Source organism: Rhodococcus sp. 320_ES (assembly GCF_059691855.1).
In genome coordinates this window covers 610,018-624,196 of the sequence record NZ_JCAWAG010000005.1, presented here as the reverse complement: position 1 = coordinate 624,196, position 14,179 = coordinate 610,018, and the positions used below count along the sequence as shown (strand labels likewise).

General features: G+C 66.5%; 12 protein-coding genes. All 12 read right to left on the bottom strand.

Features of this window, described 5'->3' with window-relative positions; all coding sequences use genetic code 11:
* Positions 1–401: 401 nt before the first annotated feature.
* The 12 genes from tyrS to argC all read right to left on the bottom strand — a co-directional run bounded on the left by tyrS (position 402) and on the right by argC (position 14,129).
* Positions 402–1,673 carry a tyrosine--tRNA ligase gene (gene tyrS / locus AC59JP_RS20560; RefSeq protein WP_497327638.1) on the bottom strand — a complete coding sequence of 424 codons (1,272 nt, stop codon included), beginning with the start codon at positions 1,671–1,673 and terminating at the stop codon, positions 402–404.
* A gap of 17 nt (positions 1,674–1,690) precedes the next feature.
* The gene (locus tag AC59JP_RS20555) at positions 1,691–2,305 is read right to left on the bottom strand and encodes a DNA-3-methyladenine glycosylase (protein ID WP_497327688.1); all 615 of its coding nucleotides are present in this window, start codon (positions 2,303–2,305) and stop codon (positions 1,691–1,693) included.
* Between the two features lie 11 nt (positions 2,306–2,316).
* Entirely contained in the window at positions 2,317–2,535 is a 219-nt protein-coding gene (locus tag AC59JP_RS20550) for a Trm112 family protein (protein WP_497327637.1), read from the bottom strand.
* A 27-nt stretch (positions 2,536–2,562) separates the two neighbouring features.
* Positions 2,563–5,520 (bottom strand): AMP-binding protein, encoded by a 2,958-nt coding sequence (locus tag AC59JP_RS20545; RefSeq protein WP_497327636.1) that lies wholly within the window; start codon positions 5,518–5,520, stop codon positions 2,563–2,565.
* A gap of 138 nt (positions 5,521–5,658) precedes the next feature.
* Entirely contained in the window at positions 5,659–7,083 is a 1,425-nt protein-coding gene (gene argH, locus AC59JP_RS20540) for an argininosuccinate lyase (RefSeq protein ID WP_497327635.1), read from the bottom strand.
* Positions 7,080–8,279 (bottom strand): argininosuccinate synthase, encoded by a 1,200-nt coding sequence (locus AC59JP_RS20535; protein WP_497327634.1) that lies wholly within the window; start codon positions 8,277–8,279, stop codon positions 7,080–7,082. Before AC59JP_RS20535 ends, argH begins: the two co-directional genes overlap by 4 nt.
* Positions 8,280–8,318: 39 nt before the next feature.
* Complete coding sequence (locus AC59JP_RS20530) at positions 8,319–8,816, bottom strand: arginine repressor (RefSeq protein WP_497327687.1); 498 nt, start codon at positions 8,814–8,816, stop codon at positions 8,319–8,321.
* Position 8,817: 1 nt separating this feature from the next.
* Positions 8,818–9,753 (bottom strand): ornithine carbamoyltransferase, encoded by a 936-nt coding sequence (argF, locus tag AC59JP_RS20525; RefSeq protein ID WP_497327633.1) that lies wholly within the window; start codon positions 9,751–9,753, stop codon positions 8,818–8,820.
* Positions 9,750–10,973, bottom strand: a complete 1,224-nt coding sequence (locus AC59JP_RS20520) for an acetylornithine transaminase (RefSeq protein ID WP_497327632.1) — start codon at positions 10,971–10,973, stop codon at positions 9,750–9,752. The genes argF and AC59JP_RS20520 overlap by 4 nt, the downstream gene beginning before the upstream one ends.
* On the bottom strand, positions 10,970–11,863 hold the full coding sequence (gene argB / locus AC59JP_RS20515; RefSeq protein WP_497327631.1) for an acetylglutamate kinase: 894 nt from the start codon (positions 11,861–11,863) through the stop codon (positions 10,970–10,972). Before argB ends, AC59JP_RS20520 begins: the two co-directional genes overlap by 4 nt.
* The gene (argJ, locus tag AC59JP_RS20510) at positions 11,860–13,092 is read right to left on the bottom strand and encodes a bifunctional glutamate N-acetyltransferase/amino-acid acetyltransferase ArgJ (protein WP_497327630.1); all 1,233 of its coding nucleotides are present in this window, start codon (positions 13,090–13,092) and stop codon (positions 11,860–11,862) included. The genes argB and argJ overlap by 4 nt, the downstream gene beginning before the upstream one ends.
* Complete coding sequence (gene argC / locus AC59JP_RS20505) at positions 13,089–14,129, bottom strand: N-acetyl-gamma-glutamyl-phosphate reductase (protein ID WP_497327629.1); 1,041 nt, start codon at positions 14,127–14,129, stop codon at positions 13,089–13,091. The genes argJ and argC overlap by 4 nt, the downstream gene beginning before the upstream one ends.
* Positions 14,130–14,179 lie beyond the last annotated feature (50 nt).

The following is a 14,179-nucleotide window of genomic DNA, read 5'->3' as shown; positions in this document are numbered from 1 at the left end:
TGGCACTGACATTCATCGACACACTGTTGAGTTCTCAAAGAACACGCACACACCATCACCACCCACCAACACAGGCAAGCAACTCCGGGGCAACCGTTCCAGACTAACCACTACTTCGCATCACGGTCAAGCTGTGACTTACTGGAGTGATTCAGTCGTTCTGTCGAGCAGTGACGTTCAACCTCGTGTCCCTGGCCTCTCGGTCCGGGTCGGTGTCCGTGTCGCTCTGACTTGAAGAAAGTTACGCGACGGATAACAGTGCGTCAAATCCCCAGGTCGGCGCTCGAACGGTGCGGGAAAATCGCAGGTCAAGCGCGCGACGCCGGCGAGCCACCGACAGAGACAGGTGAATTACACGGGTGTGACGCCGACCACGCGGTAGCCGACACGGTTTCGGAGGGTCATCCGACGACCCGAACACCAGCGACATTGCGCTTGCCGCGGCGCACCACCAGCCACCCACCGTCGAGCAACATCGACGTCTCGACCAGCCATCCTTCGTCGGAAATCTTCGTGTTGTTCACGGAGGCACCGCCCTCCTTCACAGCCCGGCGCGCCGCGCCCTTGCTCTCGGACAACCCCGTCCCCACAAGCAGGTCGACGATCGTGGCCGGCTCACCTGCCGGAATCTCGATCACCGACGTTTCGCGGAGTGCGGCCTCGAGAGTCTTGCCGTCCAGGTCACGCAACTCGCCACGACCGAACAGCGCCGAGCTCGCGAGCTCCACGGCGCGAGTGTTCTCCGCACCGTGGACCAACGTCGTCATCTCCGCCGCCAACCTCTTCTGCGCTTCGCGCGCATGTGGGCGTTCGATGGTGGCCGTCTCCAGCTCACCCAGTTCGTCCTTCGACAGGAAGGTGAACCACCGCAGGTAGTTCACGACATCGGCGTCGGCGGTGTTCACGAAGTACTGGTACCAGGCGTAGGGCGAGGTCATCTCGGGGTCCAGCCACAGGCTGCCTCCCCCGGTCGACTTCCCGAATTTCGTGCCGTCCGCGGCCGTGACCAGCGGAACCGTCATCGCGTGGACCGCTTCCCCGTCCACCCGGCGGTTCAGCTCGACACCCGAGACGATGTTTCCCCACTGGTCCGAGCCGCCGATCTCCAAAGTGCAGCCGTACGTCCGACGCAGGTGGAGGTAGTCGTTCGCCTGCAACAGCATGTAGCTGAACTCGGTGTAGGACATGCCGTCGGCCTCGAGACGTCGTTTCACCGTCTCCCTCGCGAGCATCACATTGATCGAGAAGTGCTTGCCCAGGTCGCGCAAGAAGTCCACCGCCGACAGTTGCGCCGTCCAGTTGAGGTTGTTCTCGACGATGGCACCCGATCCGTCCTCGGTGTCGAAGTCGACGAATCGCTCGAGCTGTCCACGGATGCGATCGGCCCAGGTCGCGACGGTTTCGGCGGAGTTCATGGTCCGCTCGCCTACATCACGAGGATCACCGATCAGACCGGTGGCCCCGCCGGCCAGGACGATCGGACGGTGCCCGGCGCGCTGGAACCGGCGCAGCACGAGCAGAGGAACGAGGTGACCGGCGTGCAAGCTGGGTCCGGTGGGGTCGAAGCCCGCATACAGGGTGATCGGTCCGGCGTCCGCGGCCGAACGCAATGCGTCGAGGTCGGTCGATTGGGCGATCAGCCCGCGCCAGGAAAGTTCGTCGATGATGCTCACATGACGATCTTCCCGCATCACCACCCCGCCCCGGACAGGGGCGCCCGCGGGCTCCGCCGGTAGACCGAGACCGCTTTCGACTCCGGGAGCCAGAACCGCCACGATCGCTCCGACGCGACACTGACTCCGGTTCGGGGACCACTGGCGACGCTGCACTCGTCGCCCAAGGTCAAGGTGACCGGCGATTCGGAAGAAAACACGTCGGAACCGTTGTGCGACAACGACAAACCGAGCGCGCTTCCGACGTTGCCCGGCCCACGTGCGAGATCGGAATCCTTCCGCGCAGTGGGCCTGCGCTCCCGAGCGACCGCGAGCCCGTCGACAACCTCCCCCGCCCGTATCAACACGGCCGCCCCGATTCCGTCCGGACCACAGACGATGTTCGCGCAGAAGTGAATGCCGTAACTGAGGTAAACGTAGAGACGCCCTGCGGGTCCGAACATGACGGCGTTCCGCGGAGTCGGACCTCGAAAAGTGTGCGCAGCCGGGTCCGGCCACGGCCCGTCCTCGCCGCTCCCGTAGGCCTCGACCTCGACGATCTCGATCGTCACCGAACCGGCGGTGAGCAGCCCACCGAGAATGCGCGTCGCCGCCTCGACCGGCGTCGACGACGACAGAATGTCCCGATCGATCGAACGTCGTGTCAACCGCTACTCGGGGACACTGCGCGCGCGACGATGTCGTCGTGCTCGGCATCGCTCACGTCACGCGCATCGTCGATCAGCAGGACGGGGATGCCGTTCTCGATCGGGTATGCACGGCGCAACCGCGGGTTGTAGAGCAGTTCGCCCTGGATCAGGAGCAGGGGACCTTTGTCCTGCGGGCAGGCCAGGATCCGGTGCAGTTCCGCGTCGATGATCACAGGTCCGAACCCTACCGGCCCCCTCGATCAGCCTGCGAACCGTTCCGCGGCCACGGCCTTGGTGAAGCGGCGGTACGTGCCCGATTCCGGATCTAGGTACCAGGTCTTCGCCCCCGGCTTGGGCAGGCCCGACTCCCGCAACGCCTTGTCGCTGGGTCGGAAGGACCGGCCGATGGGGATGCTCGTGACCACGTGGACCAGGTCGGGGCGATCGTGCTGCAAGAGCGCTCCCAGGGCGTCCGACACGGCGCGCACGGTCAGACTGGTTCCCTTCCGCAGCTCGACGGCGCAGACGGCGACCTGCTCCCCCGGCTCGCCGACGCCGTAGGCAACCGCCGTGTCGACGACGGCGCTGTCACCGATGGCGTCGACGATCGGCTGGGTGTGCACCGGACCTCGCGGTGTGGAGATCACCGAGTTCTTCTGACCCAGGAACCAGAAGTCGCCGCCTTCGTCCTGCCTGAACATGGCCTCGGTGGGAACCCAGACGTCACCTGTCGCGAAGACACCCCGCATGATCGCGTTGTTCGCATCGATCTCGGGACCGGGACGACCCAGGAGAAGCCCTGCTTCGTCCACTTCGCACCGCCGGACGAACCCGTGTTCGTCCTCGATGAACTTGTCCGCGACGGGATCGTAGGCAGCGAGCGCGACGCGAGCGCTGCCCGGCAGCGGACGGCCCTTCGACCCCACCTTCGTGCCCGCGACGTTCGCCAGCACGATGTCGCCCTCGGTGGATGCGTAGAACTCGAGCACTCGTGCGGGTGCCAGCGTGTCCATCGTGCGTCTCCACAGACCGGTCGGCATTCCCGAACCGATGAAGAGGCGGATCGCGTGTGACCCCGGAGCGGGCAGCGTGGGTGAGTTCAGGATTGCGCGCATCATCGTCCAGGTGTACGACACCACCGTGACTCCGTAGCGGAGGATCTCACTCGAGAAACGATCGGGTTCGAGTCCGCGGGAGAGCGCGATGCGAGAACCGCCGGCCAGTGCGCCCCCGACCGCCACCAGCAGACCGGCCGAATGGTGCAGTGGCGCAAGGCAGTAGACCGTGTCGCCGTCGTCGAGTCCGGCAGAGCTGGCCGTGCCGAACGCCGACAGGGCCCAGCGGTAGTTCGTGATGAACTTGGCCTCCACCCCGTGGTCCGTGCCGACGAAGAGCACGAACGCGAGCTCGCGTGAGCGGCCGGGATTGGGCTCGTACCAGCCGGGCAGCGTGACGGCCGACGGGTCCACGGCTTCGAGGTCGACGACGTTCTCCGCGTTCACTTTCGGCAGCTCTCTCGACTCCCCGCCGCCGAGTACAAGCAGTCGCACACCCAGATCGGCGGCGTCCTCGAGATTGTCCGGGTCCACCACCACCATCGACACGCGACCGAGCCGCAGTGCCGTCGCGGTGTCCCCGCCCGGTTGCAACATCACGGCGACCGCACCGATGCGCGACAACGCAGCCACAGCCGCGAGCGCGCTCGGTCGTGTTTCCATCAAGACCCCGACGTGCGCCGCGGGCCGGACTCCGTGCGCGATCAATCCCCGAACGACGTTGTCGATGCGTTCGTCGACCGCGGAATAGGAGTACACGCGATCGTCGAACACGAAGCACTCGCCCGCCGGCGCCCGCCGCGCCTGTTCCGCCAGCAGTCGGCCCATCGAGATCTGCGAGTGCGGTTGCAGCTGGCCCAGCCGCGCCAGCCGCGGCAACGTTCGCACTGCCTCCGAGGAGATCTCGCGTGTACCGCGGACCGCCCCGGCCGCTGCTGCTGCGATGCCCTTGCCGACGCCGACGCCGACCTCGGCGATGGAGGCGGCGGTGTGGACCAGGCGGTTGCCCACGGACACACCGGAATCGGACACCTGGTGCTCGTCGTAGGTCATCGTCGACATCTCGAACGGGCGTGGGCCGAGGTCTTCACGCCACCGGATCCACTGCGCCGTCACGGGCCACGTGTGCGTCGCCGCGGTACTGCCCACGACGAGCCCGAAATGCCCGGCACGAAGCGATGTTTCGTAGATCTCGGAGCGCGGTGAGGCGCGCCTGATACCCCGGACGGCGAGCGGCTGGCCGATGTCGTCGACTTCACCGACGAACGCGAGGATGGGCACCTTCAGCTCCGCCAGCGTGACGATGTGCCCGCCGATCGCGAAGCCGCCGGTCATCATCCGGTTGTGAACGACGAACTGGCGCAGCAGTTCCGCGACGGCGGGTCCGGACCAGGCGACCCATCCGTCCATGGCCAGGAATCGTCGCTGTTGTTCTCTGGGAAGGAGAGCGTCGCGGTCGTGCAACTGCCGAAGGAACTCGATGCGAGACTTGATCGTCTTCGCGGGATCGAGAAGCTGAAAGCCCGTGCGCGCCATCCACCCCGACACCGCCAACCGGTTGAAGACGTGATCGGCGAGAAACTCCGCGCCTTTGGTGGCGACGTTGGCGGGAATCCCCAACGGCAACGCGGCGAGGGTGTCGACGGGAGCGCCGAACGTGACGATGCTCGCGATGTCTCGCCCCGACCGGTAGGCAGCGGCCTGGTAGCAGAACATTCCGCCCTGCGAGTAGCCGCCCAGATGCACGTCGCGGCCGGTGTGCTCGCGCACCGTGTCGACGGCTTCGCTGATGGCCACGACGTGGTCGGCGAGGGTGCGGTCCCACCCACCCTCCTCGGTGGCAGGTGAACCGAAATCGATCACCCAGGGGTCGATGCCCTCGGCGTGCAGAATTCCGGCTGCGCCGTTCTCGCGGGTGACGTCGTACACGTCGGCCGACACCATCATCGGAGGGACGAGAACGACGGGCGGTCCCGACGGCTCGCTCTCGGGGAAGTACCGCCGGAGCCGATACATGGGCTTGCGGTCGACCACCTGGAACGACGACGGCGTCACGTCGGTTTCGAGACCACCGAGACGAATGACCTCGAGGCCGTTCTGCGCTGTGGCCACGGCCCTCCGCAGCTGAGCCCCGACGATCCCGGTGTTCAGTCCCAACGCCACTGAAGATGCCTTTCGAACTGTGCCAACGCCCGTCCCGCGAGTGTCTGCTCGCGGGCTTCCCCCGACGTCGAAAAGCTTCTCACACCGATCGCGACGACCGAATGCGTTCCCCCGATGACCGTGCACGTCACCAAGTGCCTAGCTCGCGACCCATCCCCGCAGGTTCTCCGCCGTGGCCCGGACGACGCCCAACTGTGCGGCGACCTGCATCGGCGCCGTGCCGCCACGTCCGTCGCGAGAGCCGATGGATCCGTCGACGGTGAGAACCGACCGGACGTCCGCGGTCAGGGCCGGATCGATCGCGGCGAACTCGTCGTCGGTGAGCTCGTCCAGCCCGACACCGCGCCGCTCGGCGACCTGCACGCACTCCCCCGCGGCCTCGTGAGCGACTCGAAACGGAACACCTTGGCGCACAAGCCACTCGGCGATGTCCGTGGCCAGGGTGAAGCCTGCCGGTGCAAGTGAACGCAACCGATCGGTGTCGAAGGTCAACGTTTCGACCAGTCCAGCCAGCGCGGGCAGCAGCAGTTCGAGCTGAGCCACCGAGTCGAAGACCGGCTCCTTGTCCTCCTGCAGATCACGGTTGTACGCCAGGGGCTGCGCCTTGAGGGTTGCGAGCAGTCCGGTCAGGTTTCCGATGAGCCGTCCGGTCTTGCCTCGGGTCAGTTCCGCGACGTCCGGGTTCTTCTTCTGCGGCATGATCGAACTACCGGTGGACCACGCGTCGGCAAGGGTCACGTAACCGTATTCGGGCGTACTCCAGGACACGATCTCCTCGGCGAGCCGGGACAGATCGACCGCCGTCATCGCCAGGACGAATGCCGCCTCCGCCGCGAAATCCCTCGACGACGTCGCATCGATGGAGTTCTCGGCCGAGGAATCGAAACCGAGTTCGGCGGCGATCTTTTCGGGCGAGAGACCCAGCGACGAGCCGGCCAAGGCACCGGAGCCGTAGGGAGAGACCGCTGCCCGCTTGTCGAAGTCCTGGAATCGCTGCACGTCCCGAAGCAACGGGTGGGTGTGCGCGAGCAGGTGGTGCGCCAGCAGAACCGGCTGCGCTGCTTGGGAATGCGTCTTGCCCGGCATCACGGCGTCGGGGTGGGCGGCGGCCTGGGTCGCCAGCGCGTCGACGACCCCGAGGACGCCCGTCGACACTCGTCGAACCGCGTCCCTTAGCCACATCCGAAACAGCGTCGCCACCTGATCGTTTCGGCTCCGCCCGGCCCGAAGCCGGCCACCGACCTCGGCTCCGACCCGATCGATCAACCCGCGCTCGAGTGCGCCGTGCACGTCCTCGTCGGATTCGGCGGGTGCGAAGGCGCCGGACTCGACGTCCGCGGCAAGTTCGTCGAGACCGTTGAACATGGTCTCGAGGTCACCGGCCGTCAGCAGTCCCGCCGAATTCAGCACGCGCGCATGAGCTTTGGACGCTCTGATGTCGTACGGCGCCAGCACCCAGTCGAAATGGGTCGACTTGCTCAGCGCCGCCATGGCAGCGGCCGGCCCGGAGGCGAACCGACCACCCCACAGCGACCCCTCGTTGGTTCCGTGAGGCGAACTCACAAGCCCTGGTCCCGCTTGTACGCGATCTTCGACGACAGTCCGTGCAACTGCACGAAGCCCTTGGCCGAGGACTGATCGAAGGTGTCGCCCTCGTCGTAGGTCGCGAGGTTGAAGTCGTAGAGAGACTCACCGCTGCGACGACCGTTGACCGAGATCTGACCGCCGTGGAGTACGAGCCGGATGTCACCGGACACGTGCTCCTGCGTGTGCTCGAGGAACGTGTCGAGCGCGTTCTTGAGCGGGGAGTACCAGAGGCCGTCGTAGACCAGCTCGGCCCACTTCTGGTCGGTGCGCCGCTTGTAGCGACCGAGTTCGCGCTCGAGCGTGACGTGCTCGAGTTCCTCGTGCGCGCGGATGAGAACCATCGCACCGGGCGCCTCGTAGATTTCGCGACTCTTGATGCCGACCAGACGGTCCTCGACGACGTCGAGACGCCCCACGCCCTGCGCACCCGCGCGAGTATTCAGTTCCTGGATGGCTTCGAGAACCGACACCGGCCGGCCGTCGATCGCCACCGGGCGGCCCTTTTCGAACGTGATGATCAGTTCGTCGGGTGCCTGGAAGTTGACCGTCGGGTCCTGGGTGTAGTCGTAGACGTCCTTGGTGGGTGCGTTCCACAGATCTTCCAGGAACCCGGTCTCGACCGCGCGGCCCCACACGTTCTGGTCGATCGAGAACGGGGACTTCTTGGTGACGTTGATCGGGATCGCGTTCTCCTCAGCGAACTTGATCGCCTTCTCACGGGTCCACGCGTAGTCCCGGACGGGAGCCAACACCTCCAATTCGGGTGCGAGCGTGTTGAACCCGACCTCGAAGCGGACCTGGTCGTTGCCCTTGCCGGTGCATCCGTGCGCGACGACGGTGCCGCCGTGCGAGCGAGCGTTTTCCACGAGGTGCTTGACGATCAGCGGCCGCGAGATGGCCGAGACCAGCGGGTAGCGGTCCATGTACAGCGCGTTGGACTGCACGGTGGGCAGGCAGAAGTCGTCCGCGAACTCGTTGCGAGCATCGACGACCACCGCTTCGACGGCGCCGCAGTCGAGAGCTCGCTGACGGATGACCTCCATGTCCTCGCCGCCCTGACCCAGGTCGATGGCGACGGCCACGACCTCCTTGCCGGTCTCGCGACCGATCCAGCTGATGGCGACGGATGTGTCCAGTCCGCCGGAGTAGGCGAGGATGACGCGCTCGGCCATGGGGTGTGTGCTCCTTCGTGTGTTCGGTGGAATGAAAGTTCAGGCGAGGCGTTCGATGTGCGCGGCCACTTCTCTGCCGGTCATCGGTTCACGGGCGATCACGACGATGGTGTCATCCCCCGCGACGGTTCCCACAATTTCGGGCAACGCCGCTCGATCGAGTGCGCTGGCCAGGTAATGCGCAGCGCCCGGTGGTGTCCGCAGGACGGCGAGGTTTCCACTCGCGTCGGTCGAGACGAGGAGCTCACCCAGCAGGCGAGACAACCGGTCCGTTCCGCCGGACACCCCGCGCACCGGACTGCCGTCCTCGGGGACCACATAGACCCCGGCTCCGCCGTCGGGTGCCCGCAGTTTCACGGCCCCGAGTTCGTCGAGGTCGCGCGAGAGCGTCGCCTGGGTGATGTCGATACCCTCGGCGGCCAACAGCGACGCGAGTTCCGGTTGGCTGCGGACGTGGTGAGTGGCGAGCAAGGCCACGATGCGCGCCTGCCGTCCCGCGCGCGTCGACGCGATCGCCGGTCCGGAGTACTCGCGCATCTCACTCACGGCGCGACCGTTCGAGCAGCCAGACCAAAATGGCCTTCTGCGCGTGCAACCGGTTCTCGGCCTCGTCGAACACCAGGCTGCGCGGTCCGTCCATGACCTCGTCGGTGATCTCGTCGCCGCGGTGAGCCGGAAGGCAGTGCAGTACAACCGCATCGGCCGCAGCCCGGTCCACCAATGCCTGGTTGATCTGGAACGGCCGGAACGGTCCGACGCGGTCGAGGCCGTCGTTCTCCTGACCCATGGAGGTCCACGAATCGGTGACGAGTGCGTCGGCTCCGTCCGCTCCGCTGCGGGGGTCGTCGGTGATCGTGACCGAGCCGCCGGTCTCCTCGGCACGCGCGCGTGCGTCGGCGACGAATCGTGGGTCCGGCTCGAACCCTGTCGGCGCCGCGATGGTCACGTGCAGGCCCGCCGTGACGCCGCCGAGCATGAGCGAGTGAGCCATGTTGTTCGCCCCGTCGCCGAAGTAGGTCATCTTCAGGCCGGCAAGTGATCCCTTGCTCTCGGCCAGCGTCTGCAGATCGGCGAGGACCTGGCAGGGGTGGAACTCGTCGGACAGCGCGTTGACGATCGGAATGGTGGCGCCGGTGGCCATCTGCTCGAGGCGTTCCTGACCAAAGGTGCGCCACACCACCGCGTCGACGTATCGCGAGAGTACGCGCCCGGTGTCCTGCAGCGTTTCCTCGCGACCGAGCTGCGTGCTGCGTCCGTCGACGACCACCGCGTGTCCGCCGAGCTGGGCGATGCCCATCTCGAACGAGAACCGTGTGCGGGTCGAGTTCTTCTCGAAGATCACACCGACTCCGCGCGGGCCTTCGAGAGGCCGGGCGGAGAAGGGCGCCTTCTTCAGTTCTGCGGCGAGAGCGAGCACCTCCGCCTGTTCGGTCGGCGTGAGATCGTCGTCGCGCAGGAAGTTCCGCACGGTCATGATGTTGCCTCCGAGTGCACGGAATCGAGGATGGACGGAAGTGCGGCAACGAAACTCGCGGCCTGCTCCTCGGTGAGAATCAACGGGGGTGCGATGCGGATGACATCGGGCTTGGCGGCGTTGACCAGAAATCCTGCGTGGCGCGCTGCCGTTTCGACGTCGGGCGCAACGGTTGCGGTGAGCACGACGCCGATGAGTAGGCCGGCACCGCGGACGTGGTCGACCAGCGGGTGGTTCAACCCCTCGACGGCACTGCGAAACGACTTTCCGACGCGGTCGGCGTGCGAGATCAGGTCGTCGTCGACCAGGGTGCGCAGAACCGCGAGCGCGGCTGCCGAGCACACCGGGTTACCGCCGAACGTCGTGCCGTGCTTGCCGGGGTGAAGAAGCTCTGCGGCCGGCCCGATTCCGATGCACGCACCGATGGGAAGTCCTCCACCCAGCCCCTTCGCAAGGGTGACGACGTCGGGCACGATGCCGGAGGCCTGGTGGGCGTAGAACCACCCGGTCCGGCCGATTCCGGTCTGAACCTCGTCGAGCACCAACAATGCCCCGTGGCGCTGGGTGATCTCGCGGGCCGAGGACAGATAACCCTCGGGCGGGACCACGACCCCGCCCTCGCCCATGATCGGCTCGAGGAACACTGCGGCCGTGTGCTCGTCGACGGCAGCCTCGAGAGCAGCGACATCGCCGTAGGGCACGTGGTGCACCCCGGCCGGCATCGGTTCGAAGGGTGCGCGCTTGTCCGGCTGCCCGGTGAGCGCGAGTGCGCCCATCGTCCGCCCGTGGAAGGAGTTCTCGGCGGCGACGATGTTCGGTCGACCCGTGAGCCGGGCGATCTTGAAGGCCGCCTCGTTGGCCTCGGTGCCCGAGTTGCACAGGAACACTCGACCGCTGACGTCCGAGTTGCCGACACCCAGATGGTGCAGAAGCTGTTCCGCCAGTTCGATACCCGGCTCGGTGGCGTACAGGTTCGAGGTATGACCGAGCGTCTGCAGCTGCGTCGTCACCGCCTCGACGATCGCGGGATGTCCATGGCCGAGGATGTTCACGGCGATGCCCGCCAACAGATCCAGGTATTCCTTGCCGTCCACGTCGGTGACGACGGCGCCCGCTCCATGACTCAGTGCCACACGCGGGACGCCGTAGTTGTTCATGAGCGCGCCCGACCAGCGCTGCTGGACGGATTCGGTCTTGCTCGTGCCGGTGGTCGTTGTCACTGCGTCACCTTTCCTGTGGTCGCCGGTTCGACCATCGTTCCGATGCCCTCACCGGTGAAGAGTTCGAGCAGAACCGAGTGCTCTACACGTCCGTCGATGACATGTGCGCTGGGAACGCCTCCGAGGACGGCGCGCAGACACGCCTCCATCTTGGGCACCATCCCGGCATCCAGAGACGGCAACAGCGCCTCGAGAGACGTGGTGTCGATGACCGACGTCAGGGACGAGCGGTCGGGCCAATTCGTGTACAGCCCTTCGACATCGGTGAGAACGACGAGCTTCTGCGCGCCGATCGCCTCCGCGAGAGCAGCGGCCGCGGTGTCGGCGTTGATGTTGTGCACGACGCCGTCCGCATCCGGGGCGATGGTCGACACGACCGGGATACGCCCCGCCGCGATCAGATCGTGGATGGCTGCGGGCCTGACCGAGGTGACGTCACCCACCAGGCCGATGTCGGTGGCTACCCCGTCGACCGTGACGGACCGGCGGGTGGCGGTGAACAGGTGCGCGTCCTCCCCGGAGATGCCGACGGCGTACGGCCCGTGGGCGTTGATCAGGCCGACCAGCTCGCGCCCGACCTGACCGAACAAGACCATCCGCACGACGTCCATGACCTCCGGAGTGGTCACTCGGAAGCCGCCCCGGAACTCGCCCTGCAGACCGAGTTTGGTGAGCATCGAGGTGATCTGCGGGCCGCCGCCATGCACCACGACGGGGTGAATTCCGACGGTGCGAAGGAACGCCATGTCCGCGGCGAAGGCACGTTTGAGGGTGTCGTCGATCATCGCGTTGCCGCCGTACTTGACCACGACGATCTTGCCGGACCACTGCTGCAACCACGGCAGTGCGTCCGCGAGGATGCCCGCCTTCTCCAACGCTGTCGTCGTCATGAGGAATACGCCGAATTCTCTTCGACGTACGCGTGCGAGAGATCGGTCGTGCGGATGGACGCGGTGGCGCTCCCCACCCCTAGATCGACGTCGACCGTGATGTCGACACCCGACAGATCGACCTCGCGCGCCCCGGGTGCTCCCATTCCGTCGACGCACACCGCCTGGCCGTTGAACAGGACAGCGATGCGCTCGGGATCGAGTGCGACAGGGGCGATTCCGACGGCGGCGAGGACGCGCCCCCAGTTCGGGTCCGACCCGAACAATGCGGTCTTGACGAGGCTGTCGCGAGCGACGGTGCGCGCAGCGATCAGTGCGTCGTCCTCGCTCGCGGCTCCCGTGACGGTGATCCGGATTCGTTTGGTGACGCCCTCCGCGTCGGCCATCAACTGGTCGGCGAGATCGTCACAGACTGCCAGCACCGCGCCGTCGAGTTCTTTCTGGGTGGCCGTCACGCCACTGGCGCCCGACGCGAGAAGCAAGACCGTGTCGTTGGTCGACGTGGCTCCGTCGACGTCGAGACGATCGAACGACAGGCGGGTCGCAGCACGCAGTGCAGCGTCGAGTTGTTCGGCCGTGGCCACCACGTCCGTGGTGATCACGCACAGCATCGTTGCGAGCGACGGGGCGAGCATGCCGGCACCCTTCGCCATTCCTCCGACGTTCCATCCGTGCGCGTGATGGACCGCGGCCTGCTTGGGCACGGTGTCCGTGGTCATGATGGCGTGCGCCGCGTCCGTGCCGCCGGAGATTCCGCCGGCGAGTTCGTGCACCACGTCGGCGATTCCAGAACTGATTTTGTCCATGGGCAGACGGTCACCGATGAGCCCGGTCGAACACACGGCCACGTCGATCGCCCCGGTGTCCGTACCCCAATTGCTCAGTGCAGCAGCAAGTTCCTCGGCGGTGCGGTGCGTGTCCTGGAATCCGGGAGCACCGGTGCACGCGTTGGCACCGCCGGAGTTCAGAACGACCGCACGCAGCGTGCCGGTGGTCAGCACCTGCTGGGACCACAACACGGGCGCAGCTTTGATCTTGTTGGTGGTGAACACGCCGGCTGCGGTGAGGTCGGGCCCCTCGTTCACGACGAGGGCCAGATCGGGACCGCCACTGGCCTTGATTCCTGCCGCGATTCCCGCGGCACGGAAACCGGCCGACGCAGTGACACCCTGCGTCCGCAACAAGACGCCCGGCTGAACCTTCTCGGAGTTCACGATGTCGTCGGTCACGGTGCAACTCCTACGGTGCTGAGGCCGTCCGTCTCGGCGAAACCGACGGCGAGGTTCATGGATTGGACTGCGGCACCGGCGGTTCCCTTGGTCAGGTTGTCGATGGCCGCGACGACCACGAGCAGGCCCGCCTCCGTGTCGACGTCGACCTGGAGCGTGACTGCGTTGGACCCGACCACGGAACCGGTCTGCGGCAGTTGGCCTTCCGGCAGCAGGTGCACGAACGGCTCGGCCGCGTAAGCCTTTTCGTAGACCTCGCGTGCTTGCGCCGCGGACACGTCGGTCGGCGCCGAGCACGTCGTCAGGATTCCGCGCGGCATCGGTGCGAGTACCGGGGTGAACGAGACGACGACATCGCGACCCGCTGCTGCCGACAGATTCTGTCTGATCTCGGGCGTGTGGCGGTGCGCACCGGCGATGCCGTAGGCGCGGACCGAACCCATCACCTCCGACCCGAGGAGATTCGCTTTCGGAGCACGTCCGGCCCCCGACGTTCCGCTGACGGAGACGACCGTGACCCGAGGCTCGACGATGCTCGCCGCGACGGCAGGCGCCATGGCGATGGAGGCGCCGGTGGGATAGCAACCCGGCACCGCGATGCGCCGAGCTCCGATCAGTTTCTCGCGGCCGCCGGGCAATTCGGGCAGTCCGTACGGCCAGTGCCCGGCGTACTCACCACCGTAATAGCGGTCCCACGCCGCGCTGTCGGTGAGCCGGAAGTCGGCGCCACAGTCGATGACGAGGGTTTCGTCACCGAGTTGTTCCGCGATCACAGCGGAATTGCCGTGCGGCAGACCGAGAAACACGATGTCGTGGCCACCCAGTTCCTCGACCGTGGTCGCGGTCAGAACGCGATCGGCCAACGGGAGCAGATGCGGGTGATGCTCCCCCAGCGTCGAACCCGCGTTGCCGCCGGCGGTCAACGCGCCGATCCGCAGCTCACCTCTGACGTACGCCGGGTGGGTGAGCAGCAAACGCAAGATCTCGCCGCCCGCGTACCCACTCGCACCGGCAACTGCCACCGTCCTCGATCCCATGCGATTGATTATGCATCATCATGCAAACTCATTCACACGCGGGTCGAGCC

Bases quoted from the DNA above. Each gene is read 5' to 3' on its own strand.
- AC59JP_RS20535 (WP_497327634.1), bottom strand. From the start codon at position 8,279: ATGGCCGAGCGCGTCATCCTCGCCTACTCCGGCGGACTGGACACATCC.
- AC59JP_RS20530 (WP_497327687.1), bottom strand. From the start codon at position 8,816: ATGCGCGAGTACTCCGGACCGGCGATCGCGTCGACGCGCGCGGGACGG.
- argF (WP_497327633.1), bottom strand. From the start codon at position 9,753: ATGACCGTGCGGAACTTCCTGCGCGACGACGATCTCACGCCGACCGAA.
- argB (WP_497327631.1), bottom strand. From the start codon at position 11,863: ATGACGACGACAGCGTTGGAGAAGGCGGGCATCCTCGCGGACGCACTG.
- argC (WP_497327629.1), bottom strand. From the start codon at position 14,129: ATGGGATCGAGGACGGTGGCAGTTGCCGGTGCGAGTGGGTACGCGGGC.